At 63.5% G+C, this 22,817-nt stretch carries 27 protein-coding genes and 1 tRNA gene; 14 read left to right on the forward strand and 14 right to left on the reverse strand.

Annotated elements, in window-relative coordinates; translation table 11 throughout:
* The first annotated feature begins 36 nt into the window (after positions 1-36).
* The 3 genes from LB525_RS17765 to LB525_RS17775 are packed head-to-tail and all read left to right on the forward strand — an operon-like array spanning position 37 to position 1,541.
* Complete coding sequence (locus LB525_RS17765) at positions 37-693, forward strand: glutathione S-transferase family protein (RefSeq protein ID WP_140841517.1); 657 nt, start codon at positions 37-39, stop codon at positions 691-693.
* Positions 694-699: 6 nt separating this feature from the next.
* Positions 700-1,035, forward strand: a complete 336-nt coding sequence (locus tag LB525_RS17770) for an ArsR/SmtB family transcription factor (protein WP_224545575.1) — start codon at positions 700-702, stop codon at positions 1,033-1,035.
* Positions 1,036-1,046: 11 nt separating this feature from the next.
* Positions 1,047-1,541, forward strand: coding sequence for an SRPBCC family protein (locus tag LB525_RS17775; protein ID WP_224545576.1), 495 nt, complete (start codon positions 1,047-1,049; stop codon positions 1,539-1,541).
* 61 nt (positions 1,542-1,602) lie between these two features.
* Here the strand turns inward: LB525_RS17775 and LB525_RS17780 are convergent, their stop codons facing one another.
* From LB525_RS17780 to LB525_RS17790, 3 genes are all read right to left on the reverse strand, one after another.
* Entirely contained in the window at positions 1,603-1,878 is a 276-nt protein-coding gene (locus LB525_RS17780) for an ArsR/SmtB family transcription factor (RefSeq protein WP_224545577.1), read from the reverse strand.
* A gap of 32 nt (positions 1,879-1,910) precedes the next feature.
* Entirely contained in the window at positions 1,911-3,158 is a 1,248-nt protein-coding gene (locus LB525_RS17785; protein ID WP_140841511.1) for an MFS transporter, read from the reverse strand.
* A gap of 81 nt (positions 3,159-3,239) precedes the next feature.
* Positions 3,240-3,434, reverse strand: a complete 195-nt coding sequence (locus LB525_RS17790) for a DUF1192 domain-containing protein (protein ID WP_095767348.1) — start codon at positions 3,432-3,434, stop codon at positions 3,240-3,242.
* Positions 3,435-3,650: 216 nt separating this feature from the next.
* Between LB525_RS17790 and LB525_RS17795 the strand changes: the two genes are divergently transcribed.
* From LB525_RS17795 to LB525_RS17805, 3 genes are all read left to right on the forward strand, one after another.
* On the forward strand, positions 3,651-4,661 hold the full coding sequence (locus tag LB525_RS17795; protein WP_224545578.1) for an NAD(P)H-quinone oxidoreductase: 1,011 nt from the start codon (positions 3,651-3,653) through the stop codon (positions 4,659-4,661).
* Between the two features lie 298 nt (positions 4,662-4,959).
* Positions 4,960-5,100 (forward strand): DUF1127 domain-containing protein, encoded by a 141-nt coding sequence (locus LB525_RS17800; RefSeq protein ID WP_095767350.1) that lies wholly within the window; start codon positions 4,960-4,962, stop codon positions 5,098-5,100.
* Positions 5,101-5,354: 254 nt separating this feature from the next.
* A complete protein-coding gene (locus tag LB525_RS17805) occupies positions 5,355-6,047 on the forward strand; it encodes a DUF1013 domain-containing protein (protein ID WP_224545579.1) in 693 nt (230 codons plus the stop codon).
* 167 nt (positions 6,048-6,214) lie between these two features.
* Here LB525_RS17805 and LB525_RS17810 read toward each other — a convergent pair whose 3' ends face one another.
* A complete protein-coding gene (locus tag LB525_RS17810; RefSeq protein WP_095767352.1) occupies positions 6,215-6,934 on the reverse strand; it encodes a helix-turn-helix transcriptional regulator in 720 nt (239 codons plus the stop codon).
* A gap of 351 nt (positions 6,935-7,285) precedes the next feature.
* Positions 7,286-7,450, reverse strand: a complete 165-nt coding sequence (locus tag LB525_RS17815) for a hypothetical protein (RefSeq protein ID WP_095767353.1) — start codon at positions 7,448-7,450, stop codon at positions 7,286-7,288.
* Between the two features lie 205 nt (positions 7,451-7,655).
* On the opposite strand from LB525_RS17815, the gene LB525_RS17820 reads away from it, so the two are divergent.
* Positions 7,656-7,817, forward strand: a complete 162-nt coding sequence (locus tag LB525_RS17820; protein ID WP_095767546.1) for a hypothetical protein — start codon at positions 7,656-7,658, stop codon at positions 7,815-7,817.
* Positions 7,818-7,858: 41 nt separating this feature from the next.
* On the opposite strand, the gene LB525_RS17825 is transcribed toward LB525_RS17820, so the two are convergent.
* The 6 genes from LB525_RS17825 to tkt all read right to left on the reverse strand — a co-directional run bounded on the left by LB525_RS17825 (position 7,859) and on the right by tkt (position 16,561).
* Entirely contained in the window at positions 7,859-8,599 is a 741-nt protein-coding gene (locus LB525_RS17825) for a DUF899 domain-containing protein (protein WP_224545580.1), read from the reverse strand.
* A 154-nt stretch (positions 8,600-8,753) separates the two neighbouring features.
* A complete protein-coding gene (locus LB525_RS17830) occupies positions 8,754-9,779 on the reverse strand; it encodes a class I fructose-bisphosphate aldolase (protein ID WP_224545581.1) in 1,026 nt (341 codons plus the stop codon).
* A 117-nt stretch (positions 9,780-9,896) separates the two neighbouring features.
* Entirely contained in the window at positions 9,897-11,093 is a 1,197-nt protein-coding gene (locus tag LB525_RS17835; protein ID WP_224545582.1) for a phosphoglycerate kinase, read from the reverse strand.
* Between the two features lie 160 nt (positions 11,094-11,253).
* On the reverse strand, positions 11,254-13,143 hold the full coding sequence (locus tag LB525_RS17840) for a potassium/proton antiporter (protein ID WP_224545583.1): 1,890 nt from the start codon (positions 13,141-13,143) through the stop codon (positions 11,254-11,256).
* Positions 13,144-13,414: 271 nt separating this feature from the next.
* Positions 13,415-14,425, reverse strand: coding sequence for a type I glyceraldehyde-3-phosphate dehydrogenase (gene gap / locus LB525_RS17845; protein WP_095767356.1), 1,011 nt, complete (start codon positions 14,423-14,425; stop codon positions 13,415-13,417).
* Between the two features lie 144 nt (positions 14,426-14,569).
* Positions 14,570-16,561 (reverse strand): transketolase, encoded by a 1,992-nt coding sequence (gene tkt, locus LB525_RS17850; protein ID WP_224545584.1) that lies wholly within the window; start codon positions 16,559-16,561, stop codon positions 14,570-14,572.
* A gap of 260 nt (positions 16,562-16,821) precedes the next feature.
* Between tkt and LB525_RS17855 the strand changes: the two genes are divergently transcribed.
* From LB525_RS17855 to LB525_RS17865, 3 genes are all read left to right on the forward strand, one after another.
* Entirely contained in the window at positions 16,822-17,094 is a 273-nt protein-coding gene (locus LB525_RS17855; RefSeq protein WP_023763725.1) for a DUF4164 domain-containing protein, read from the forward strand.
* A gap of 4 nt (positions 17,095-17,098) precedes the next feature.
* Positions 17,099-17,464 (forward strand): cell division protein ZapA, encoded by a 366-nt coding sequence (locus LB525_RS17860; protein WP_095767358.1) that lies wholly within the window; start codon positions 17,099-17,101, stop codon positions 17,462-17,464.
* A 186-nt stretch (positions 17,465-17,650) separates the two neighbouring features.
* Positions 17,651-18,310, forward strand: coding sequence for a peroxiredoxin (locus LB525_RS17865; RefSeq protein WP_140847021.1), 660 nt, complete (start codon positions 17,651-17,653; stop codon positions 18,308-18,310).
* A 261-nt stretch (positions 18,311-18,571) separates the two neighbouring features.
* Here LB525_RS17865 and rpoH read toward each other — a convergent pair whose 3' ends face one another.
* Both rpoH and LB525_RS17875 read right to left on the reverse strand, forming a co-directional pair.
* The gene (gene rpoH, locus LB525_RS17870; RefSeq protein ID WP_095767360.1) at positions 18,572-19,483 is read right to left on the reverse strand and encodes an RNA polymerase sigma factor RpoH; all 912 of its coding nucleotides are present in this window, start codon (positions 19,481-19,483) and stop codon (positions 18,572-18,574) included.
* Between the two features lie 215 nt (positions 19,484-19,698).
* Positions 19,699-20,769, reverse strand: a complete 1,071-nt coding sequence (locus LB525_RS17875; RefSeq protein WP_224545585.1) for an RluA family pseudouridine synthase — start codon at positions 20,767-20,769, stop codon at positions 19,699-19,701.
* A 26-nt stretch (positions 20,770-20,795) separates the two neighbouring features.
* On the opposite strand from LB525_RS17875, the gene LB525_RS17880 reads away from it, so the two are divergent.
* The 3 genes from LB525_RS17880 to LB525_RS17890 all read left to right on the forward strand — a co-directional run bounded on the left by LB525_RS17880 (position 20,796) and on the right by LB525_RS17890 (position 21,854).
* Complete coding sequence (locus LB525_RS17880; RefSeq protein WP_224545586.1) at positions 20,796-21,179, forward strand: fimbrial protein; 384 nt, start codon at positions 20,796-20,798, stop codon at positions 21,177-21,179.
* Positions 21,176-21,589 (forward strand): VOC family protein, encoded by a 414-nt coding sequence (locus LB525_RS17885; RefSeq protein WP_224545587.1) that lies wholly within the window; start codon positions 21,176-21,178, stop codon positions 21,587-21,589. Before LB525_RS17880 ends, LB525_RS17885 begins: the two co-directional genes overlap by 4 nt.
* Positions 21,590-21,779: 190 nt before the next feature.
* Positions 21,780-21,854: transfer RNA gene (locus LB525_RS17890), tRNA-Glu, on the forward strand.
* 107 nt (positions 21,855-21,961) lie between these two features.
* On the opposite strand, the gene LB525_RS17895 is transcribed toward LB525_RS17890, so the two are convergent.
* The gene (locus tag LB525_RS17895; RefSeq protein ID WP_224545588.1) at positions 21,962-22,156 is read right to left on the reverse strand and encodes a hypothetical protein; all 195 of its coding nucleotides are present in this window, start codon (positions 22,154-22,156) and stop codon (positions 21,962-21,964) included.
* Between the two features lie 71 nt (positions 22,157-22,227).
* Between LB525_RS17895 and LB525_RS17900 the strand changes: the two genes are divergently transcribed.
* The gene (locus LB525_RS17900; protein ID WP_224545589.1) at positions 22,228-22,428 is read left to right on the forward strand and encodes a hypothetical protein; all 201 of its coding nucleotides are present in this window, start codon (positions 22,228-22,230) and stop codon (positions 22,426-22,428) included.
* Positions 22,429-22,817: the final 389 nt, after the last annotated feature.

Below are 22,817 nucleotides of genomic sequence, written 5' to 3' on the forward strand. Positions count from 1 at the left end.
TCAGTATCGATTATCCGAATGCGAAAGAGAGCCGGAATGTCCCTGACGCTGCATTTCCACCCGCTGGCCTCGTTCTGCTGGAAGCCGCTAATCGCGCTTTACGAGAACGACACGCCATTCGAGCCGGTCATTGTCGACCTCGGCGACGAGGCTTCCCGCGCCGCATTCCTGAAAGTGTCGCCGACCGGCAAGATGCCGGCGCTGCGTGACGATGCGCGGGACCGCACGGTGCTGGAATCGACCATCGTCGTCGAATATCTCGCCGCGCATTACCCCGGGCCGGTCGAGCTCATTCCCGCCGATATCGATCTCGCCCTGCAGGTCCGCCAGGCAGACCGCTTCTACGATTTCTACGTGCAGCATCCGATGCAGAAGATCGTCGGCGACAGGCTGCGGCCGACGGACAAGACCGATCCGTTCGGGGTCGAGGAGGCCCGCGCGCAGCTGCGCAACTCCTACGCCATTGTCGACGAGGAGATGGCGGCAAGGACCTGGGCCGTAGGCGAAAGCTTCACCATGGCCGACTGCGCCGCCTCGCCGGCGCTGTTCTACGCCAACAAGGTCGAGCCCTTCGGCGAAAAATTCCCGGCCTTGAAACGCTACCACGACCGGCTGCTCGCGCGCCCGTCCTTCGCCCGGGTGATCGAGGAAGCGGGACCTTACTTCAAGCTCTTTCCGTACAATAACGGCTAGAGCGAGATGCTCCACGATCCCGCCCAGCTCGACCTGATGTTCCAGGCGCTCGCCGACCCGGCGCGGCGGCAGATGGTGGACCGTCTGTCGCGCGGACCGGCTTCGGTCAGCCAGCTTGCTGAACCGTTAGCGATGTCGTTGTCGGCCGTCGTCCAGCATCTCAACGTGCTTGAGGCAAGCGGCCTGGTGCGGACCGAAAAGCTTGGCCGGGTGCGGACCTGCCGGATCGAGCCGCAGGCGCTTCGGGCCGCCGAGCACTGGATCAACGAGCGGCTGCTTGCCTGGGAGCGTCGGCTCGACCGCCTCGGCGATTTCCTCGCTGAAACGAAAGATGAAACCTGAAGGGTCCCGTCATGAGCGAACGATCCGTCGTCCATTCCACCTTCGTCATCGAGCGCGTCTATCCGGCGGCGCCGGAGAAGGTCTATTTCGCGCTGAGCGATCCGACGGCGAAGAAGCGCTGGTTCTTTGACCCCGACAACCCCATGCCCAGCCGGCATGAGATGGATTTTCGGGTCGGCGGCAAGGAAGTGAATGCCGGCTGTCCCAGCGACGGACAGATGCATTTCTACAACGCGATCTATCACGATATCGTGCCCAACCGGCGCATCGTCTACAGCTATGAGCTTCTGTTCGGCGAAACCCGAGTCTCCGTGTCGCTTGCGACGATCGAGCTCATCGCCGAAGGCAAGGGAACGCGGCTCATCTTGACGGAGCAGGGCGCCTTTTTCGACGGCATCGACTCACCGGCCACCCGCGAGCACGGCACCGGCGAATTGCTCGTCGCGCTCGGGACGGCACTGGGAGCTGAGGGCTCCGGCCAAAGCGCATCGCGCTTTGGGTCTTGACGCCTGTCGTTGTCTCAGAACCGCTGCACACTTCCGAGCGACATGCATCAAACGCCAAAGACTATTCCCCAGGCGCCGTTTCCCAGAATTGGTCGAGCCAGATATTGAGCCTGAGGAAGCCGGCGCTGCTGACGGTATAGACGCGCCTCGTGCCTTCGGGCTTGGCGTTGACCAGGCCGGCGTCGAGCAGGACCTTCAGATGCTGGGAAACCGCCGGGCGTGAGACGGGCAATCCGGCGGCCAATTCGTTCACCGTCTTTGGGCCGCGCCGGAGTTCTTCCAAGAGATAGCGCCGGTTGGGATCGGCTATCGCCACAAAGGCGTCAGAAAACATCATGCCTTTATTTGTGAGGCAAAGTCTCGCGAATCTCAACTATCGGTTTCAACCTTTCTGCGCGGATCGAGCCGCGTGGCCTCGGGCGTGACCGCGCGGTCTGCGGGCTGCGTCTTGAAGGCATCGCGGTCTTCGATCGGCACCGGCGCGCGGGCGCGGATGCGCAGCAGCGTGTAGCCGGCGAGGCTGAGATGCGCGAGCGCGGTTGCCAGGAAAAGCCCCTCCGGACGCACCGAGCCCATCAAGGCCGCGGCCAAAAGCGGGCCGATCATCGTGCCAAAGCCGTAGAGCAAGAGCAGACCGCCCGAAACCTTGACGAAGTCCTCGGAGCGGGCGTGGTCGTTGGCATGAGCGACGGCGATCGAGTAGAGCGTATAGGCGAAGGCGCCATAGGCGGCGGTCATCACGATGATGAAAACGCCCGAACGCGGCGCGATCAGGAAGATCAGCATCGCGACCAGGGCGGCGCCGAAGGCTGCGCCGGCCAGCACGAAGCGCCGGTCGGTTGTATCCGACAGCCGCCCGGCCGGTAGCTGCATGGCGGCACCGGAAATGACGACCAGGCTCATCATCAGCGCGATCTCGGCGGTCGATATGCCGACGCGCGCGCCATAGACGGCGCCTAGCGTGCCCCAGGCACCATTGGCGATGCCGATCAGGAGGCAGGCCACCGCCGACACCGGCGAGTTGGCGTAAAGGCCTTTGACGTCGAGCTTGACGTCCTGCAGGGGCTTGGGATGCGACTGCGTCGACACGGCCGTCGGAATGAGCGACAGGCAAAACAGGATGCCGGTGATCATGAACAGCGAGGCCGACCGAACATCGCCGCCGGCGACGATCATCTGGCCGCCCATGATCGAGGCATAGGTGACCATCATATAGAGGCCGAAGACGGTGCCGCGGTTCTCGTTGGTGGCCTTCTCGTTCAGCCAGCTCTCGATCACCATGAAGGCCCCGGCCATGGTGAAGCCGGTGAAGGCGCGCAAAAGGATCCAGAAATATTCGTCGATGATGAGGCCGGTGAGCAGCGCGATGATCGCGCCTGACGCGGCGAAGGCGCCGAAAGCCCTGACATGGCCGGCGCGGCGCACGAGGCGCGGCGCGAAGAAGCAGCCGGCGACGAAGCCGCCGGCCCAGGCCGTGCCCATCAGGCCGAGCGATGCGGTCGAAAAGCCTTCCACCTGACCGCGCAGCGGCAGGAGCAGCCCGTGCAGGCCGGATGCGGCGAGCAGGAACGCGGTGCCGCGCAGCAGCGAGAGGATCGGTCTGTAGGTTGCAAACATCGCTTGATCCGGGTTCGAGACGCAGGGCCTGAAGACAGATGTATTCGGGCTTTTCGGCGGCGAGAGAGCACGCCGAACAATTTATCCGCGGCGGAACAGCGACTCGGCGGCGGATTTGGTGGCGCCCTTGGCGGTGCGCTCGGCTTCCAGCCTGGCGATCTCGTCGCGCAGCAATGCGATGCGCTCGGACAATTCGTCGACGGACAGCAAAGACAGGTCCTGGCCGATCTCGTGCGGGCGCTGCTTTTTCCTGGGTTCGTCGTCGAAGATCGCCATCCGTCGCTCCTCTCTTACTCGGCCATTTGCCTGATTTGGCAATCGGCATACATAGAGCAATTCCGGGAAAAGTGCGTAGCGGTTTTCCGTCCGGAATAGCGTAGGAACAAAGAGTTGGAGCAGGTTGGCGCTTCTTCAAGCGCCCGAACTGCTCCAGGCAGCGGCGCCGATGCAAACGGGCGGCGATAGACCGGGATACAGGGAGAACACGATATCATGGCAGACGGACAGAAGATTCCGGCGAAGATGACGGCCATCGCGATCTCGCAACCGGGTGGGCCAAAGGTGCTCAAGCCGGAAACGCGCGACGTGCCGGTGCCCGGCCCCGGCGAAGTGCTGATCCGGGTGCACGCGGCCGGCGTCAACCGGCCGGACGTCCAGCAGCGCAAGGGCGCCTATCCGCCGCCGCCCGGTGCATCCGACTTGCCGGGCCTCGAAGCGTCGGGCGAAATCGCGGCGCTCGGCGACGAGATATCGCGCTGGCGCATCGGCGACCGGGTCTGCGCGCTGACGCCGGGCGGCGGCTATGCCGAATATGTCAAGGTTCATACCGGCAGCGTGCTGCCGCTGCCGGCGGGTTTCACGCATTCGGAAGCCGCCGCGGTTCCGGAAAACTACTTCACCGTCTGGCACAATGTATTCGAGCGCGGCGGCCTCAAGAAAGGCGAGACGCTGCTTGTCCATGGCGGTTCGTCCGGCATCGGCACCACCGCCATCCAGCTCGCCTCGGCCTTCGGCGCCCATGTGATCACCACCGCGGGCAGCAAGGAGAAATGCGACGCCTGCCTGAAGCTCGGCGCCGACCGGGCAGTCAACTACCGCGCGGAGGATTTCGCCGCCGCCGTGAAGGATGCGACCGATGGCAAGGGTGCCGACGTCATCCTCGACATGGTCGGCGGCGATTATGTCGGGCGCAATTACGATGCGGCGGCCGTCGAAGGGCGCATCGTACAGATCGCGGTGCAGGCCGGGGCCGTGGCCAGCGCCGACTTCTCCAAGATCATGGTGAAGCGGCTGACCCATACCGGCTCGACGCTTCGCCCGCGTACCGTCGAGTTCAAGGCGGCGATCGCAGCCGCGCTCGAGGCCCAGGTGTGGCCACTGCTCGGCACGCGCAAGGTGGCTCCTGTGATGGACATGATCTTTCCGCTGACCGAAGCCTGGCGGGCGCACGAGCGGATGGAAGAGGGCGAGCATATCGGCAAGATCGTCCTCGACGTGGAGTAGGATGGGTCGTTATTCAGGTGAGGCCGGCCTGCAAATGCCGGGCTTCTGCGCTTCCGGTGCCTCACGTACTAAAGTACGCTCCGCTCCGGTTCTCGAAGTCCACCATTTTCGACTCGGCCTGACCTGAATCTCGACCCATCTTGGCGTCGGCGCGTGTCCGGTTCCAAGCTGAACGAAACCTTAATGCTGCATTGCACAAAACGCATTGCGGCCATGCAAAAGCGTCCGTTCAATTTGTGGGCAGGAGTGCCTATTTACGCGGCATCAAACGATTTGACCAAACGACTGGAGAACCATCATGAACCCGATCAGTGCTTTCCGTAAGTGGCGCATGTACAACGAGACCGTGCGCGAATTGAACAAGCTCAATGCCCGCCAGCTGAGCGACCTCGGCATCAACCGGGCCGACATCGAGCGTATCGCCCGCCAGGCGGTGTAATCAGACGCAGCCCGGCCTCGCGGTCGGGCTGCGACATGCAAGCCAGAGCCGTCGAGACGCTTGCTTTGTTTCCGGTTCCAAGCCCGCTGGACCTCGTCCAGCGGGTTTTGTCTTTTTAGGGCCTTGAATCGGCCCTTCCCAAAAACATTGCGAAAATTGGAGGGAGCGTTTATACAGGCCGCGAATTTCCCATTTTGGTGGCTCTAAAACCACCGCCCGCGCGGGAACGCGGGCGAACGAGAAGGATTTTTGATATGGCCAATTCGCTGCTGATGCCCAAGGCGACCGCCGTCTGGCTGGTCGACAACACCGCGCTTTCCTTCGAGCAGATCGCGCAGTTCTGCGGGCTGCATCCGCTGGAGGTCAAGGCGATCGCCGACGGCGAGTCGGCCCAGGGCATCAAGGGCATGGACCCGATCATCACCGGCCAGTTGACGCGCGACGAGATCGCGCGCGGCGAGAAGGACATCAACTACCGGCTGAAGTTGTCGGAGCCGAAGGTGCGGGTGCCGGAATCGAAGCGCAAAGGCCCGCGCTACACGCCGCTGTCGAAGCGCCAGGACCGGCCGAACGCCATCTTGTGGCTGGTGCGCAACCATCCCGAGCTCAAGGATGCGCAGATTGCCCGTCTCGTAGGCACCACCAAGTCGACGATCGAGCAGATCCGCGAGCGCAAGCACTGGAACTCGGCCAATCTGCAGCCGATGGATCCGGTGACGCTCGGCCTCACCTCGCAGATCGACCTGGACCTCGAAGTCAACCGCGCCTCGCGCGGCCGCGAGCCGGCGCAGCCTGTCGGCGACACGCTGCTGCCCGCCGCGCTCACCGAACGGCTGGTGCCGGCGCCGGAGAAGCCGAAGGACGAGGACCAGGAGCTCGATGCAAACGCCGTCTTCGCCAAGCTTTCGGCGCTCAAGTCGAAGAACAAGGACGAAGACGAGGAATGAGCGCTCTTACCTTCTCCCCTTGTGGGAGAAGGTGGATCGGCGCGATAGCGCCGAGACGGATGAGGGGTGTTCCAGCGGAGTGAGACGTCGGCGTTCCCTGGAACACCCCTCATCCGGCCGCTTCGCGGCCACCTTCTCCCACAAGGGGAGAAGGAGAAAAGCGCAAGTCACGTCCGCGCGGCGCGGTCGGGGGCCATGCCGTAATCCTCTGAGCGCTCGACGGCGCGGTAGAAATCGGCGAGCTGCTTGCCCCGTTCCGGCTTGAAGATGCGGCCGGCAATGACGACCGAGGCGATGCGATCGATGCGGAAGGCGCGGAAATCGTCGCGCATCTCGCACCAGGCGACCAGTGTCCAGACCTTGCCCCAGAACCACAGCCCCAACGGCCTGATGTCGCGCGCGGTGCCGCGGCCGGCTTCGTCGGAATAGTCGATGGTCAGCACCTGGCGCTTCTCGATGGCGCGCTCGATCAGGTCGATCGCTTCCCGCGCGGCGTCGCTCACCACCCACATCGGCGTGTGGATCTCGGTGCGGGCGATGCGGTCCTTCTCGGTGTCGGGCAGCACGGCGCCGATCTTGACCAGCGCCTCGTCGGCGGCCCTCGCCATCGTAGCGCCGCCGAAGGCGCGCACCATGCGGGCGCCGGCAACCAGCGCCACGATCTCGTCACGTGTGAACATCAGCGGGGGAAGATCGAATCCCTCCCGCATCATGTAGCCGACGCCCGCTTCGCCATCGATCGGCACGCCGGTCGACTGCAGGTCGGCTATGTCGCGGTAAATGGTGCGTTCTGAAACCTCGAGCCATGCGCCAAGCTTCTGCGCGGTGACCAGCCGGCCGCCCCGCAAATGCTGCACGATCTGGAAAAGCCTGTCAGCACGACGCATCGCTAGATCCCCCGAGGATTATGGCATAAGCCCTTCGCGCTTGCGCTGCGCGGCAATGAATTTCGCACCGAAGGACAGTCGCGGCGACGGCTTGATGTGGTTGACGCCCGGTGCGTTCCAGCTTGTCGTTCCAGCTTCTCACCATTGCGGATTACTCCGGATCGTCGAACCATGTTCGTTGCTGTCAGGATCGAAGCCGCTCCAATTACCGCATGCCTCCTGACAACATACTGTCAGGAGGCTGCGGCGAAGCTACCGGCAAACAAAGGCTTCTTCCCTGAACTCAACATCGCTGGCCGCCATTACATCTGGGCGCGCTGCCGCCACAATCCAAGTCGCGGCAGCGAAATTTCAGTTTTCGCGTACGCGGCCCTGGTAAAGGTCCGGCCAGCCGATGTCCTTGCGGATGTCCGCCGGCAAGGTGTTCAGGAAACGCTGGGTGCGAATCTCGTTGCGCACGGTGCGGATTCTGCCGACATAATGCTGCACACTACGCAGAATTGTAAAACCGTTCATGACCTCACTCCTCTCTTTTGGATGGGAAGAGTATCTCACACCCCTCCTGACAGCAGTCTGTCAGGAAGTTGGCAGGGTGCGGAGAAAGACGGTGCGGTGCCGCTCGCAGCGTTCGAATAGGCCCTATTTCTGTCAGGAATGCTCCGCCCGAGGGTGCGCTCGAGAACAGCTTTGACAGTCGCCATCGATGCTGGTCAAAGGCGGCATGACGAAACTGCTCGCCCTTGTCATCTGCGGCATCATGCTGATCCAGGTCATCAAGCCGCTGGGCTGGCCGGGGCTGAAGCGGCGCAGCGATTTTTGGAAGCTGGCGCTGCTTGCGATGGCCGCGATCTCGCTGGCGGCGGTGCTTGGACACTGGGTATAGGCCTGTTCGTGGGACCGCCCGCGAGTGGCGCGTCCTGCCGTTCACGCGCAGCAGTCCGACCGATCCTTGTCTTTGTCCCGATATTCGTCATGCAGGCGCACCCAGTCCATCAGGTTGTGATAGGGACCCGTCTCGCCGCGGCCCTTCGGCGTCATGTCGAGATAGTGGTAGGCGCCGATCAGCGCATCGCCGCCGCGGGCGCGCGACATGAAGGTGAGGAAGATGTCGCCGCACTCGTTGCGATAGAAGATGCTGGTGCCGGGCAGGTCTTTCGACCGCAGCGGGCGCTTCTCGAAGTTGTAGGTGGTTTCGCCCGCCGCGATCTGCCTGTCGGTGAAGGAGACCTGCAGGTCGAAGTTGAAATCGGACGCATAGGACGACACCCAGTCGAACTTCCAGCCCATGCGCTGCTTGTAAGGCAGGATTTCGAGCAGCGGCGCACGCGAGACGACAACCAGCGAGACGTCATGATGCTTCAGGTGCCGGTTGGCGCCGTCGATATGGTCGGCGAGGAACGAGCAGCCCTCGCAGCGGTGGTCGGAACCCGGGGCCATCATGAAATGATAGACGATGAGCTGGCTCTTGCCGGCGAACAGTTCGGCAAGATGCTTCGGCCCCGCTTCGCTCTCGAAAACATAATCCTTGCGCAGTTTGAACCAGGGCAGTTGCCGCCGCTCCGCGGCGATAAGCTCGCGGAATTTTGTCAGCTCCTTCTCGCGCTCGAGATGCTTGCGATGCGCTTCGAACCAGTCTTCGCGCGAAACCACGGCATTGCGATGCATGACCATCTCCTGTCCTCTCCTGCCAAGGACGTTCGACATCGGCGCGATCCGACATGGTCGATAGCGGTCGGCGCCTGACAAGTGGGAACGCGGCTCGCAAAAAGCAAAAACCCGGGCTGCCGGCCCGGGTTTTATGCACTGCTCAGAGATGGCGTCAGGCGGCCTTTTCCAGCGCCGGCTGCCATTTTCCGAGCGCCGCCAGATGGTTCATATGGGCCCGGTGAGTGAAGGCAGCCTGGCCGGCGGCAACATTCGAGGCCTTGCCGCTCCATGCCTTCTGCGGCGCGGCCTGCAGCGCGCGGCCATAGGAGAAGGTCAGTTTCCAAGGATGCGGGCCGATGGCGTTGATGGCATTGAGGTTGGCGGTCGCCTCCTCGTCCTCCTGGCCGCCGGAGAGGAAGGCAATGCCTGGCACTGCCGACGGCACCACCTCGCGGAACAGCTTTATCGTCTTTTCGGCGATTTCCTCCGGGCTGTCGGTCTTGCCGGACTTCTTGCCGGAGATGACCATGTTCGGCTTCAGGATCGACCCTTCCAGGATGACGCGCGCCGCGTAGAGTTCGTCATACAGCTTGACCAGCGTCGCCTTGGAGACGTCGTAGCAGGTGTCGATCGAATGCGCCCCGTCCATCAGCACTTCCGGCTCGACGATCGGCACGATGCCGGCTTCCTGGCAGAGCGCGGCGTAGCGGGCCAGCGCGTGGGTGTTCGAGGCGATCGAATTGGCCGAGGGCACGCCCTTGCTGGTGTCGATGTCGATCACCGCGCGCCATTTGGCGAAGCGGGCGCCGAGCTTGTAATAGTCGGCGAGCCGCTCGCGCAGCCCGTCCAGGCCCTCGGTGATGGTGTCGCCGGGAAAGCCGGCGAGAGGCTTGGCGCCGAGATCGACCTTGATGCCGGGAATGGCGCCGGACGCCTTGATGATGTCGACGAGCGGCGTGCCGTCGGCGGCCTTCTGGCGAATGGTCTCGTCGTAGAGAATGACGCCGGAGATGTATTTTGACATCGCCTCCCTGGACCGGAACATCATCTCGCGATAGTCGCGCCGGTTATCGGCCGTGGATTCGACGCCGATGACGTCAAAACGCTTCTTGATGGTGCCGGAGCTCTCATCGGCGGCCAACAGGCCCTTGCCGCCGCTCACCATCGCGGCGGCGATATCTTCGAGACGTTCGCTCATGGGTGCTCTCCTACGCTGCGTTTATTCCGCGCTAGCAGAACACTACCGCCAAAGGAATGACGCCGGAAAGCTAGAATCGATTGAAAGCCGCGCGGGCTTTGCCTGGTCTCGGACTGTTTACCGCTTCAGCACCTCGACGCCGGGCAGCGGCTTGCCTTCCATCCATTCGAGGAACGCGCCGCCGGCGGTCGAGACATAGGTGAAGTCGTCGGCGACACCAGCATGGTTGAGCGCGGCCACGGTGTCGCCGCCGCCGGCCACCGAGACCAGCTTGCCCGCCTTGGTGCGGTCCGCGGCATGCTTTGCCGCCGCCACCGTGGCGCGGTCGAAGGGCTCGATCTCGAAGGCGCCGAGCGGCCCGTTCCAGACCAGCGTCGCGGCGCGGTCGATCCAGTCGTTGACGCTCTGCACGGTCTTTGCACCGACATCGAGGATCATGCCGTCGGACGGCACGTCCGAGATGGCGACGGTCTCGCTGGCGGCGCCCGCCTTGAATTCCTTGGCCACGACGCCATCGGCAGGCAGGATGATGGCGCAGCCGGCTTCCGCCGCCTCGATCATGATCTGCTTGGCGGTGCCGGCGAGGTCATGCTCGCAGAGCGATTTGCCGACATCGGTGCCGCGCGCGGCAAGGAAGGTATTGGCCATGCCGCCGCCGATCACCAGCGCATCGACCTTCTTCACCAGGTTCATCAACAGGTCGATCTTGGTCGAGACCTTGGCGCCGCCGACGATGGCCACCACCGGCCGTACCGGATCGCCGAGGCCCTTTTCCAGCGCGTCGAGCTCGGCCTGCATGGTGCGGCCGGCATAGGCCGGCAAATGATGCGCCAGACCCTCGGTCGAAGCATGCGCGCGGTGCGCGGCCGAAAAGGCGTCGTTGACATAGATGTCGCCATTGGCGGCGAGCTGTTCGGTGAAGGCCGGTTCGTTCTTCTCCTCCGCCTTGTGGAAGCGGGTGTTCTCGAGCAGCAGGACGTCGCCGTCCTTCATCGCCGCGACGGCGTCCGCGGCCTTGGCGCCGATGCAGTCGGCGGCGAAACCGACCGGGCGGCCGAGAACGTCAGCCGTGGCCCTGGCGATCGGCTCCAGCGAGAATTCGTCCGACGGGCCGTCCTTGGGGCGGCCGAAATGCGCAAGCAGGATGACCTTGGCGCCCTTTTTCGAGAGCTCGGCGATGGTCGGGCCGATGCGCTCGATGCGAGTGGCGTCGGTCACCTTGCCGTCGGCGACGGGAACGTTGAGGTCGACGCGCACCAGGACGCGCTTGCCGCTGACGGCGCCGATATCATCGAGTGTCTTGAAGCCGGCCATGGTCGTTCCTTCCTGGTGCCTTGACGCAATCCGGACGGAAAACCGCCCGCACTTTTCCTGAAATTGCTCTAGCGAAAACGCGGCGACCTTACTCGGCGCGGAAGACGATGCAAGGGCCGCGTCAATGGCGCGCGCGCAAAAATGATGTCGCCGTGAGACATCAGCCTTCGCCGGTTGCCTTTTGCCCGTCCGGTGCGGGCGCCACGGTGTCGACCGGCACGTCGTCGGCTGCCTGCTTCGCCGCCGGCCTGCGCCAGCTGCGGATCAGCGCTGCGATGCGGTCGCCGATCTCGCCGGCGCTCATGAACACCGGCACGCGCGCGACCGGCGCGGTCGGCTCGAAGGACAGGCCGAGGCCGGTGATCCTGCCTTTCTCATCGACATCGCGCACGATCAGCTCGATCGGTCCGATCATCACACGGTCGGCATATTCGGCACGGCCGCCGAGCCGCTCGGTAACGAGCGCTGCAACGGTGAGCTTCTGCTCGGCCTCGGACAGGCCGGGGGCATAGGCGGCCTCCAGCTCCGCGGCCGAGCGGGCCGGATCGACGGCAAAGGCGCCGAAGAAGTCGGCATCCTCAGGATCGACCACGGCGCGGCTGGCAAAAAGCTTGTCGAGCAGGCGCGGGTAGCGGTCCGGTACGAAGATGTAGACCTGATCGCCGGCCGCCAGCCGGCCCATGTCCTGGAAGCGCATCGAGCGGCCGTCGCGCAGCACCAGCGAGGGCCTCGCCCAGCGCGGGATGCGCTCGCCTCGCGCCACCGGACTGCCGGGTGCTACGCGATAGGCGAGCAATTCATGATGTGCCGAGCCCGGCAATTCGAGCTCCACCTTGTCCAGCGGCCCAAGACGAGCCGGCACGATCAGCCCAAGGCGGCGCGCCAGCGGACCGACCGTCCAGCCCTGCACCACCAGCGACACCAGCACGATGATGAAGGCGGCGTTGAAGATCAGCCGGCCGTGCTCGATGCCGCCGAGCAGCGGCGTGATGGCGAGCAGGATCGAGACCGCGCCGCGCAGGCCGACCCAGGAGACGAAGGCGACCTCGGGACGCGGCAGCCGGAACGGGATCAGGCAGAGCCAGACCGCGACCGGGCGGGCGACGAAGATCAGGAACAGGCCGAGCAGGGTCGCCGGCACTAGGATTTCGGGGAATTGCGAGGGTGTGGCGAACAGGCCGAGGATCAGGAACATGATGATCTGCGCCAGCCACGACATGCCGTCCTGGAAACGCTTCAGGATGGTGACGGCGCGTATGTCGGAATTGCCGGCGATCAGCCCGGCAAGATAGACGGCGAGGAAACCCGAGCCGCCGACGGCGCCGGCTGCCGCGAACACCATCAGCGATAGCGTCAGCACGAAGATGGGCAGCAGGCCGTGATCGAGATTCAGCCGCTCGACCAGACGCACGATGGCAAAGCCGCCGAGCACGCCGATGATGGCGCCTAGCCCCATATTGGCGAGGAAGCCGAGCAAAAGGTTGGTGGCCAGCACGTTGGCTTCCGGGTTGGCATGCGCGGCGATGATCTCGACCAGGGTGATGGTGAGGAAGATGGCGATCGGGTCGTTGGTGCCGGATTCCACCTCGAGCGTCGCGCGCACGCGCTCGCGCAGATGGATCTCGCCGGCGCGCAGCAGGAAGAAGACGGCGGCCGCGTCGGTGGAGGCGACGGCAGCGCCAAGCAGGGAGGATTCCAGCCAGCTGAGCTTGAGAACATAGGAAGCGGCGGCGCTGAAGATGGCTGTGGTCAGGATAACGCCGATCGTGGCCAGCGACAGCGCCGGCCCGGCTGCTTGCCTGAGCGCGTTGAGCGGCGTGCCGAAACCGGAATCGAACAGGATCACGGCCAAAGCCAGTGAGCCGGCAAAATAAGCCAGCCGCGCATTGTCGAATTCGATGCCGAGGCCGTCGACGCCGGTGGCAAGCCCGATGCAGAGGAAGAGCAGCAGCAACGGAGCGCCGAAGCGGAAGGCGATCAGGCTCGAAAACGCGGCGGCGACAATGAGCGCCGTGCCGACCAGCGTCACGAGATAGATCGCATGCTCCATCCGCTGTTGCCCCTCCAAATCCCTCTGTTTGTGGCTTTACGGGAGAGTGGGGCGAAGACATGACCAGTGCAAGGCAACAGGATGTTTTTTGGGTTCAATGCTTCCAAACTTCGTCATTCCAGGGCGAAGCAGGAGCGAAGCTCAGCCGCGGATTCTGGAATGACGACGCGATTGGTGTTCCGGCTAGTCACCATGGTGCGCTGATCCGCCGAGACTTAAACGAAAACGCCCGGCCGAAGCCGGGCGTTTTGAACTGTAAATTGACGAGCGATCAGCCGATGGTCTTGCCGAAGGCGACGGCGGTGTCGCCCATTCGGTTCGAGAAGCCCCATTCGTTGTCGTACCAGGACAGCACCGAGACGAAGTTGCCGTCCATCACCTTGGTCTGGTCGAGCGCCACGATCGAGGAATGCGGGTCGTGGTTGAAGTCGATCGACACGTTCGGGTGATGGGTGACCGACAGAACGCCCTTCAGCTTGCCATTGGACGCGGCGATGACCGCTTCGTTGATCTCCTGCGCGGAGGTCGAGCGCTTGGCGATGAACTTGAAGTCGACAACCGAAACGTTCGGGGTCGGCACGCGGATCGAAATGCCGTCGAGCTTGCCCTTGAGCTCGGGCAGCACAAGGCCGATCGCCTTGGCGGCGCCCGTCGAGGTCGGGATCTGCGACAGCGCCGCGGCGCGGGCGCGGTAGAGATCCTTGTGCATGGTGTCCAGCGTCGGCTGGTCGCCGGTGTAGGAGTGGATCGTCGTCATCATGCCCTTCTCGATACCGACGGTCTCGTGCAGCACGGCCGCCAGCGGCGCCAGGCAGTTGGTGGTGCAGGACGCGTTCGAGATGACGATGTGGTCCTTGGTCAGCTTGTCGTGGTTGATGCCGTAGACGACGGTGAGGTCGGCGCCTTCGGCCGGGGCCGAGACGAGCACGCGCTTGGCGCCGGCGGTGAGATGCGCGGCGGCCTTGTCGCGGGCGGTGAAGATGCCGGTACATTCGAGCGCGATATCGACACCGAGCTCCTTCCAGGGCAGCTGGGTCGGATCCTTGATCGCGGTGACCTTGAACTTCTCCTTGCCGACCGAGATCTGGTCGCCGTCGACGGTCACCTCATGCGGGAAGCGGCCATGCACGCTATCATAGCGCAACAGGTGCGCGTTGGTCTCGACCGGGCCGAGGTCGTTGACGGCGACCACGTCGATGTCCTTGCGGCCGGATTCATGGATGGCGCGCAGGATGTTGCGGCCGATGCGGCCAAATCCGTTGATGGCAACTCTGACGGTCATTGTTCTCTCCCTTGGGGCGGATGGGTCCGCAGTGTCATAACGGCGGAAGGCGCAAGAATCCAGCCGCAGAAGGTCGCATTTAAATCGATTAGGTTGGTCCAGCCCGGCAAAGCGTCAACCGACGTTGCCGGGCTGAGCCAATTCTTAGTTGCCGTGTAGCCGGGCTTCGACCGCCTTGGCGGCAGCTTCGGCGGTAATGCCGAAATGCGGATAGAGCTGCTCGATCGAGCCGGAGGCGCCAAAACCGTGCATGCCGACGAAAATGCCGTCGGTGCCGATCAGGTGATCCCAGCCCTGGCGGATGCCGGCTTCGATCGCGACCTTCACCTTGGCGTTGCCGATCGTCTTGGCGCGATAGTCTTCGCTCTGCTGGTCGAACAGCTCGAAGCAGGGCACAGAGACGACGCGGGTCGGATGGCCGTGCTTTTCCAGCAGGTCGCGCGCGCCAAGCGCGATCTCGACCTCGGAGCCGGTGGCGAAGATCGTCACCACGGCCTCGCCGCCGGCGGCGGCCAGCTCATAGGCGCCCTGGCTGGAGAGGTTCGTTGCCGAGTGCTCCGTGCGCACGGTCGGCAGGTTCTGGCGGGTCAGCGCCAGCGTCGAGGGCGTCTTTTCGGATTCCAGCGCAATCTGCCAGCATTCTGCGGTTTCGACCGCATCGGCCGGGCGGAAGACATTGTGGTTGGGGATGGCGCGCAGCGCCGCCAGATGCTCGACCGGCTGGTGGGTCGGGCCGTCCTCGCCGAGACCGATCGAATCATGCGTCATGACGAAGATCGAGCGGATGCCCATCAGCGAGGCAAGACGCATCGACGGGCGGGCGTAGTCGGAGAAGCACAGGAAGGTGCCGCCATAAGCGATCAGGCCGCCATGCAGGGTCAGGCCGTTGATCGCCGCCGCCATGCCGTGCTCGCGAATGCCGTAATGGACATAGCGCTGGCCGTAATCGTCGGGCGTGATGTTCTTGGTCTGGCTGGTCTTGGTGTTGTTGGAGCCGGTGAGGTCGGCCGAGCCGCCGATGGTTTCCGGCACTGCGCCGTTGATGACTTCCAGCGCCATCTCCGACGACTTGCGGGTGGCGACCTTCGGCTTGTCGGCCGACAGCTGCTTCTTGTAGTCGGCGATGACGGCGTCGAAGTTGGAGGGCAGCTTGCCGGCGAGGCGGCGCTCGAACTCGGCCTTGAGCTTCGGCTCGGCCTTCGCCAGGCGGCCTTCCCAGTCGGCGCGGGCCTTGGCGCCGCCCGTGCCGACGGTCCGCCATGCGTCGAGGATGTCGGCCGGAATCTCGAAGGGCGGCGAGTCCCAGTTGAAGAATTTGCGCGCGCCGGCGATTTCCTCGGCGCCCAGCGGCGAGCCATGCGCCTTGTTGGTGCCGGCCTTGGTCGGGGCGCCGAAGCCGATGGTGGTCTTGCAGGCGATCATCGTCGGCTTGTCGGAATGGCGCGCTGCCTCGATGGCATAGGCGATCGCTTCCGGATCGGTGCCGTCGATGTGGCTGGCGTTCCAGCCGCTGGCCTGGAAGCGGGCGACCTGGTCGGTGTTGTCGGCGAGCGACACCGGACCGTCGATCGAGATGTTGTTGTTATCCCAGAAGACGATCAGCTTGTTGAGCTTCAGATGCCCGGCCAGTGCAATGGCTTCCTGGGAGACGCCTTCCATCAGGCATCCGTCGCCGGCCAGCACATAGGTATAGTGGTTGACGAGGTCGTTGCCGAAGGCGGCGTTCATGATGCGCTCGCCGAGCGCGAAGCCGACCGAATTGGCGAGGCCCTGGCCGAGCGGGCCGGTGGTGGTCTCGATCCCGGCGGCATGGCCGTATTCGGGATGGCCGGCGGTTTTGGAGCCGAGCTGGCGGAAATTCTTGATCTGGTCGATCGTCATGTCCTCATAGCCGGTGAGGTAGAGGAGCGAATAGAGCAGCATCGAGCCGTGGCCGGCCGACAGAATGAAGCGGTCGCGGTCGGCCCAGTGCGGCGCCTTGGCGTCGAATTTCAGGAAGCGGCTGAACAGCACCGTGGCGATGTCGGCGCAGCCCATGGGCAGGCCTGGGTGACCGGAGTTCGCCTTCTCGACGGCGTCCATGGAAAGGAAACGGATCGCGTTGGCCATCCGATCATGTTGTTCACGCGAGGTCATGCTTCCTCCGGAAGTGAGTTGGAGCCTGGGGAGAACCCTTGGAAAAGGATGCCGCGACACATAGCAGGCGCGGTCTTTTAGTCAACAAATCGGGATGGATTTTGCCGGGCTTGTGATGGCACCCGGCGCCTACATTAGCGATAGCGGGGGACAGTCGCGAGAGCTTTGTTGACGCGCCCTTCACCCGGCGCCTAATCTTTCCCAGGTAACGCATTCTGAACGCGTGCGATTCGGTGATGGGCAGGGCATAGGACGAAGCCATGACCGGGGAAACGACCCTCAAGGAAGTCATCGCCAGGCTGGGCAAGGCCATGGAAGGGCTGGAAAACGCCGTGGCGGCGAAGCTCGAGCATGAGCGCGATTATTCGGAAGCCGAGGCCGAGGTGCAGCGCATGAACGCGGATCGTTCGCGCCTGGCGCAGGAGCTCGACAATTCGGAAGCGCGCGCCGAGCGGCTGGAGGACGCCAACAAGGAAGTGTCGCGGCGGCTGGTGACCGCCATGGAAACCATCCGCGCGGTCCTGGACAGGTAAGGCAATGGCACAGGTCACGGTTTCCATCGACGGCAAACAGTATCGCATGGCCTGCGACGAAGGCCAGGAAGAGCATCTGATCGACCTTGCCGAGCGCTTCGACCGCTATGTCTCGCACCTGAAGGATTCCTTCGGCGAGATCGGCGATCAGCGGCTGACCGTCATGGCCGGCATCATGGTGATGGACGAGCTCTCGGAGCTCACCAAGCGTGTCAAAGGCATGGAGAGCGAAGTGCTGACCTTGCGCAAGACGCGCGACGAGGCGCTGACCAAGGCCGACAAGAGCGACAGCGTGCTCACGACCGCGCTCGGCGCGCTCGCGCAGCGCATGGAAGACCTCACGGCGACGCTCGCGATAAGGAAAGCCTGAGCGGCCCACCCTCTCGCAAAAGCGGAAAAAATCCTGCCGAACGTCGCCGTGCTCGCCAAAAAAATATTTGGCTGCAGCGAGCTAGGTTATGGCTCCTGGCGTTTGACCGATGCCGCGATGGTGGTAGCTTAGAATGCTTGCCGGCCACGCCGGCCATCGTTTCATAAAAAAGGGTAGGGATAGGTCATGAGTCTTCGTATCAACGATGTCGCGCCGGATTTCACGGCCGAAACCACGCAGGGCACCATCAAATTCCACGACTGGATCGGCGACGGCTGGGCGGTGCTGTTCAGCCATCCGAAGAATTTCACGCCGGTCTGCACCACCGAGCTCGGCACCATGGCCGGCCTCGAAGGCGAGTTCAAAAAGCGCAACGTCAAGATCATCGGCATCTCGGTCGATCCGGTATCGAGTCACGAGAAGTGGCAGGCTGACATCAAGACCGCCACCGGCCAGACGGTGAACTATCCGCTGATCGGCGATAAGGACCTCAAGGTCGCCAAACTTTATGAAATGTTGCCGGCAGGCGCCGGCGAGACCTCCGAGGGCCGCACGCCGGCCGACAACGCCACCGTGCGCTCGGTCTATGTCATCGGCCCGGACAAGAAGATCAAGCTGGCGCTGACCTATCCGATGACCACGGGCCGCAACTTCGACGAGATCCTGCGCGTCATCGATTCCATCCAGCTGACGGCCAAGCACCAGGTGGCGACGCCGGCCAACTGGAAGCAGGGCGACGACGTCATCATCACCGCCGCCGTCTCCAACGAGGACGCGATCAAGCGTTTCGGCGCGTATGAGACGGTGCTGCCGTACCTCAGGAAGACCAAGCAGCCGACGGCCTGAGCCTTTCCTTCTCCCCGTTCCACGGGGAGAAGGTGCCCGAAGGGCGGATGAGGGGCGGCGCTCGAAGATAAGCGCGCCGGCCTGTGAAGCGATTGTTGCCTGAACGATAACCTCGCAGCCTCGACGCTGCCCCTCATTGCCCTGCCGGTCATTTCTCCCCGTATAGTGACGGGGAGAAAGGGGCGCGCGACCGCTTTCGCCAAAAAAACGGCGGCGCCAGATTCTGGCGCCGCCGTTTTGCTGCTCAGTGCGCGGGTGGCTTTACGCCGCCGGCTGCGCCTCGATGGTCCGCAGCGCCTGGGTCTGGCGCTTGGCGGCCGCCTTGACCGCGTCCTGCACCTTTTCGAAGGCGCGCACCTCGATCTGGCGCACGCGCTCGCGGCTGATGTCGAACTCGGCCGAGAGTTCTTCCAGCGTCAGCGGCTCTTCGGCCAGGCGACGCGCCTCGAAGATGCGCCGCTCGCGGTCGTTGAGCACCGACAGGGCGCCCGACAGCATGGTGCGCCGGTTTTCCAACTCGTCCTGCTCGATGAGCATCTCTTCCTGGCTCTCGTGATCGTCGACCAGCCAGTCCTGCCATTCGCCGGACTCGCCTTCGCTCGCCCGGATCGGGGCGTTGAGCGAAGCGTCGCCCGAAAGGCGGCGGTTCATCGACACCACTTCGGCCTCGGAAACGTTGAGGCGAGTGGCGATCTCGGCGATCTGCTCGGGCTTCAAGTCGCCATCGTCGAGCGCCTGGATCTTGCCCTTCACCTTGCGCAGGTTGAAGAACAGACGCTTCTGATTGGCGGTGGTGCCCATCTTGACCAGGCTCCACGAGCGCAGGATGTATTCCTGGATCGAGGCCTTGATCCACCACATGGCATAGGTGGCGAGCCGGAAACCACGCTCCGGTTCGAATTTCTTCACGGCCTGCATGAGGCCGACATTGCCTTCCGAGATCACCTCGCCGATCGGCAGGCCGTAGCCGCGATAGCCCATGGCGATCTTGGCGACGAGCCGCAAATGGCTGGTGACGAGCTTGTGGGCAGCCGTAGTGTCCTGATGCTCGGCATAACGCTTTGCGAGCATGTACTCTTCCTGCGGCTGAAGCATCGGAAAGCGGCGGATTTCTTCCAGGTAACGGGCGAGACCGCCTTCACCGGAAACGATACTGGGTAATGATTGGGCCATGATAGCGCCCCTCTCTCTTTGGAGTGGATGCCCCCGAAACGCGGCGGGCATTCGTCACGGATGCCAAAGGCTCATCCGCGACAACCTGTGTATATAGGAACAAAACCAGAAAAGACAGGCATTTGTTCAACGCTAAACAGTCTGTCACGCTAAAGTGAACAACGCCGGTCAGGTTTTTTGATGGCTGGTTTGCAGCTTGTTCGTGGCGGGTCGGTTCAGAGTTTTCGGAAGTCGCCGACGAGTTCCTCCATATCTCCCGGTATCGGCGCTTCGAACCTCATCGTTAGATGGGTGGTCGGATGCCGGAATTCAAGGAGCCAGGCATGCAGGGCCTGCCGGGGAAAGGCTTTGACCTTGGTTTTCAAGGGCTCGGGCAGCCGGTTGGCCTTGGTGCGGAAGGCCTGCCCGTAATCCGGGTCGCCGATCACGGGGTGCCCGATATGGGCCATGTGGACGCGGATCTGGTGGGTCCGGCCCGTCTCCAGCCGGCATTCGACCAGGCTTGCCGTGGCGAAAGCCTGCTGTCCTTCGCCGAAACGTTCGACGACGCTGAAATGGGTGACGGCATGGCGGGCGTCGCCGCGGCTTTCAGGCACCACCGCGCGGCGGACGCGGTCGGCGGCGCGACCCAAGGCAGCCTCGATGGTGCCGGTCGGCCGTTGCGGGATGCCCCAGACCAGCGCCAGATAGGCGCGCTCGAGGTCGCCGGTGCGGCCATGATCGGCAAAGGCTTCCGACAGCGCCTTGTGGGCGCGGTCGGTCTTGGCCACGACCATGACGCCGCTGGTTTCCTTGTCGAGGCGATGGACGATGCCAGGACGCCTGACGCCGCCAATGCCGGACAGGCTGTCGCCGCAGTGATGGATCAGCGCGTTGACCAGCGTGCCGGTCCAGTTGCCGGCGCCGGGATGGACGACCAGTCCCGCCGGCTTGTTGATGACGATCAGCTCGTCGTCCTCGTAAAGAATGTCGAGGGAAATGTCCTCGCCCTGCGGCTCTGCCGGCTCCGGAGCGGGCACCAGGATCTCGATCGTCTCACCGACCGTCAGCTTGCGCTTGGCTTCCAGCACCTTCCTGCCGGCGATGGAGACCGCGCCTTGCTTGATCAGCGCCTGCACGCGGCTGCGCGAGAGCTCCGGACCGAGCTTGGCGGCAAGCCACTGGTCGAGGCGCTGGCCGGCGGCATCGGCGCCGGCTTCCAGCACGGTGGCTTCGCCTGCGGCCAACTCATCGTCCGTCGGTTCCTCCCCTATCAATGTCGAACTCTCTTCGTTATGAGCGCTCATCGAAACCCGTTGCGGATTGTTTAGCCATGGCCCGGCCGATCGCCGAAGAAGATGAGGAAAAGCCGCTCGACCCCGCGGCCGAGAATGTGCGCCGCAAGCTCGTCCGCTTCATGATCGTCAATCTCGGCCTTCTGTTCCTCGCCCTTATGGTGGTGATCGGGGCGCTTGTCTACAAAGCCCGCAACGCGCCGGTGACCGGATCGGCGCCCGCCGGCAATGTCCAGGCTCCGGCCGGTGCGCCGCTCTCGGGCGACATCGTGCTGCCCGTCGGCGCCAAGGTGATCAGCCAGTCGCTCTCCGGCAACCGCCTGTCGATCGACGCCGAGCTTGCCGACGGCGGCCGTTCGATTTTCGTCTACGACATCGCCGAGCGCCGCATCATCGGCCAATTCGCGGTTCGCAACAAATGAGCGGCTTTGCCGAGCAGCGCAGCATTGCAACCGTCGCGCTCGTCGTCGCCAATTACGACGAGGCGATCGCCTGGTATGTCGAGCGGCTCGGCTTCGCGCTGAGCCAGGATGTCGATCTCGGCGGCGGCAAGCGCTGGGTCACCGTCGCGCCGGCGACGGGCAAGGGGGCGAGGCTGCTCCTGGCGGAAGCATCCTGCGAAGAGCAGGCAAGCCGCATCGGCAACCAGACCGGCGGCCGGGTCTTTCTCTTGCTTGAGACCGACGATTTTTCCCGCGATCACCAGGCGATGCTCGCCAAGGGCGTCGAGTTCCGCGAGGCGCCGCGCTTCGAGGCCTACGGCACGGTGGCGGTCTTTTCCGATCTCTACGGCAATCTCTGGGACCTGATCGAGCCGAAACGGCAGGGCTGACCGGTGGCGGCCGGCGAAGCGCGCGAAGCGGTCGAAACCCGGAGCGGAGCACTCATCGGGCACGCCAGTGAATGCTCCGCTTAGGTTTTTTGTTTTGTCGCAATTCTTGTCGGAAAACCGTACGACATTTTTCCGGAATCTGCTCGGTTGCTTTTTCGCGGCCGCCAGCCTATGTAGCCGGTTCTTGAGCGCGCCCATCGTCTAGCGGTCAGGACACCGCCCTCTCACGGCGGTAACAGGGGTTCGATTCCCCTTGGGCGTACCAAGCTTCCCATCCCGAAAATGCGTAGGTAAAACAGCGGCTTACCCTGTTCGACCTTCTGTCTTTGTCGCCTGTTACTTCCGGCGTTGTGCAATATCTGTGGAATATGGCTAGCGATTCGTTCCCTCATCCCACAAGCTAGGGACGTCCCGTTCCAAGTCCTCAATGGCAAGGGCGGCGGCCTTCAGCCTCTTCCTTTGGTCGGTCCAGAGCGAATGGATCTTCATCGCCTGAAGCTCGCCGAGGGCCTTCTGCAGCTTCCTGATCGCTTTTTCGACCCTCTCGTCATCAGACATTTTAGCCATGGCATAGCGCTCCGTTTGAGCGCACCATATCCGCCGCCCTGTTAATCGCACCTTACGGCGGCACATGCAGAATGTCTGATGAACCGAAAAGCGCGCTTCAAAGAGCGTGGAGGGACTACAAGGCACAGGTCGAATACACGACCAGCCCGTACCCTTTCCGGCGCAGGCGCAAAACCCTGATTGACAAGCTCCACGACGACTTTTTCGTTCTGGTTGTCCTCGGCGGCTTTATCTGGGTCATTTACAAGGTCATCGGCTACTATCTCTTTTAGCCAGTCCTTGTACCAACCAGCACCCCGCCGTAGCTTTGCATGTGATGGGGGCAGCATGGTGTTGCCCCCAATTCAACCACACCAAGGAAAGGAGGTCTTCTCCTTGGGGCAGCACCGGTTCGACCGGAGTTGCGGTGTTTGAAACGGACGATACGGATGTTCAGGGCTCCCACCCGAAACGCCGGCCTCTCGCCATAGGGGCCGGCGTTTTCCGTTTAATGGGAGGAGTACAGCGCCATCACCGCGTTGAGATAAGCCATGGCAAGCAGTAGGTAGGCGAATTGGAGAGATGTCATGGGGTTTAGTCCTTGGTTGCTAAGGGGCTCCACAGGTACTCGCCAATGTCACGGCAATACCCCTAAAATTTAAGCTGTCCACACAATTCTGAC

This window comes from Mesorhizobium sp. CA16, from assembly GCF_020165175.1.
Classification (GTDB): Bacteria; Pseudomonadota; Alphaproteobacteria; order Rhizobiales; family Rhizobiaceae; genus Mesorhizobium.

Bases quoted from the DNA above. Each gene is read 5' to 3' on its own strand.
- LB525_RS17820 (WP_095767546.1), top strand. From the start codon at position 7,656: ATGACGAAACTGCTCGCCCTTGTCATCTGCGGCATCATGCTGATCCAG.
- LB525_RS17825 (WP_224545580.1), bottom strand. From the start codon at position 8,599: ATGCATCGCAATGCCGTGGTTTCGCGCGAAGACTGGTTCGAAGCGCAT.
- gap (WP_095767356.1), bottom strand. From the start codon at position 14,425: ATGACCGTCAGAGTTGCCATCAACGGATTTGGCCGCATCGGCCGCAAC.
- LB525_RS17885 (WP_224545587.1), top strand. From the start codon at position 21,176: ATGAGCGGCTTTGCCGAGCAGCGCAGCATTGCAACCGTCGCGCTCGTC.
- LB525_RS17800 (WP_095767350.1), top strand. From the start codon at position 4,960: ATGAACCCGATCAGTGCTTTCCGTAAGTGGCGCATGTACAACGAGACC.
- LB525_RS17900 (WP_224545589.1), top strand. From the start codon at position 22,228: ATGTCTGATGAACCGAAAAGCGCGCTTCAAAGAGCGTGGAGGGACTAC.
- LB525_RS17880 (WP_224545586.1), top strand. From the start codon at position 20,796: ATGGCCCGGCCGATCGCCGAAGAAGATGAGGAAAAGCCGCTCGACCCC.
- LB525_RS17765 (WP_140841517.1), top strand. From the start codon at position 37: ATGTCCCTGACGCTGCATTTCCACCCGCTGGCCTCGTTCTGCTGGAAG.
- LB525_RS17775 (WP_224545576.1), top strand. From the start codon at position 1,047: ATGAGCGAACGATCCGTCGTCCATTCCACCTTCGTCATCGAGCGCGTC.
- LB525_RS17830 (WP_224545581.1), bottom strand. From the start codon at position 9,779: ATGAGCGAACGTCTCGAAGATATCGCCGCCGCGATGGTGAGCGGCGGC.
- LB525_RS17780 (WP_224545577.1), bottom strand. From the start codon at position 1,878: ATGATGTTTTCTGACGCCTTTGTGGCGATAGCCGATCCCAACCGGCGC.
- tkt (WP_224545584.1), bottom strand. From the start codon at position 16,561: ATGACCTCGCGTGAACAACATGATCGGATGGCCAACGCGATCCGTTTC.
- LB525_RS17895 (WP_224545588.1), bottom strand. From the start codon at position 22,156: ATGGCTAAAATGTCTGATGACGAGAGGGTCGAAAAAGCGATCAGGAAG.
- LB525_RS17865 (WP_140847021.1), top strand. From the start codon at position 17,651: ATGAGTCTTCGTATCAACGATGTCGCGCCGGATTTCACGGCCGAAACC.
- LB525_RS17795 (WP_224545578.1), top strand. From the start codon at position 3,651: ATGGCAGACGGACAGAAGATTCCGGCGAAGATGACGGCCATCGCGATC.
- LB525_RS17790 (WP_095767348.1), bottom strand. From the start codon at position 3,434: ATGGCGATCTTCGACGACGAACCCAGGAAAAAGCAGCGCCCGCACGAG.
- LB525_RS17840 (WP_224545583.1), bottom strand. From the start codon at position 13,143: ATGGAGCATGCGATCTATCTCGTGACGCTGGTCGGCACGGCGCTCATT.
- LB525_RS17875 (WP_224545585.1), bottom strand. From the start codon at position 20,769: ATGAGCGCTCATAACGAAGAGAGTTCGACATTGATAGGGGAGGAACCG.
- LB525_RS17860 (WP_095767358.1), top strand. From the start codon at position 17,099: ATGGCACAGGTCACGGTTTCCATCGACGGCAAACAGTATCGCATGGCC.
- LB525_RS17815 (WP_095767353.1), bottom strand. From the start codon at position 7,450: ATGAACGGTTTTACAATTCTGCGTAGTGTGCAGCATTATGTCGGCAGA.
- LB525_RS17785 (WP_140841511.1), bottom strand. From the start codon at position 3,158: ATGTTTGCAACCTACAGACCGATCCTCTCGCTGCTGCGCGGCACCGCG.
- rpoH (WP_095767360.1), bottom strand. From the start codon at position 19,483: ATGGCCCAATCATTACCCAGTATCGTTTCCGGTGAAGGCGGTCTCGCC.
- LB525_RS17805 (WP_224545579.1), top strand. From the start codon at position 5,355: ATGGCCAATTCGCTGCTGATGCCCAAGGCGACCGCCGTCTGGCTGGTC.
- LB525_RS17770 (WP_224545575.1), top strand. From the start codon at position 700: ATGCTCCACGATCCCGCCCAGCTCGACCTGATGTTCCAGGCGCTCGCC.
- LB525_RS17835 (WP_224545582.1), bottom strand. From the start codon at position 11,093: ATGGCCGGCTTCAAGACACTCGATGATATCGGCGCCGTCAGCGGCAAG.
- LB525_RS17810 (WP_095767352.1), bottom strand. From the start codon at position 6,934: ATGCGTCGTGCTGACAGGCTTTTCCAGATCGTGCAGCATTTGCGGGGC.
- LB525_RS17855 (WP_023763725.1), top strand. From the start codon at position 16,822: ATGACCGGGGAAACGACCCTCAAGGAAGTCATCGCCAGGCTGGGCAAG.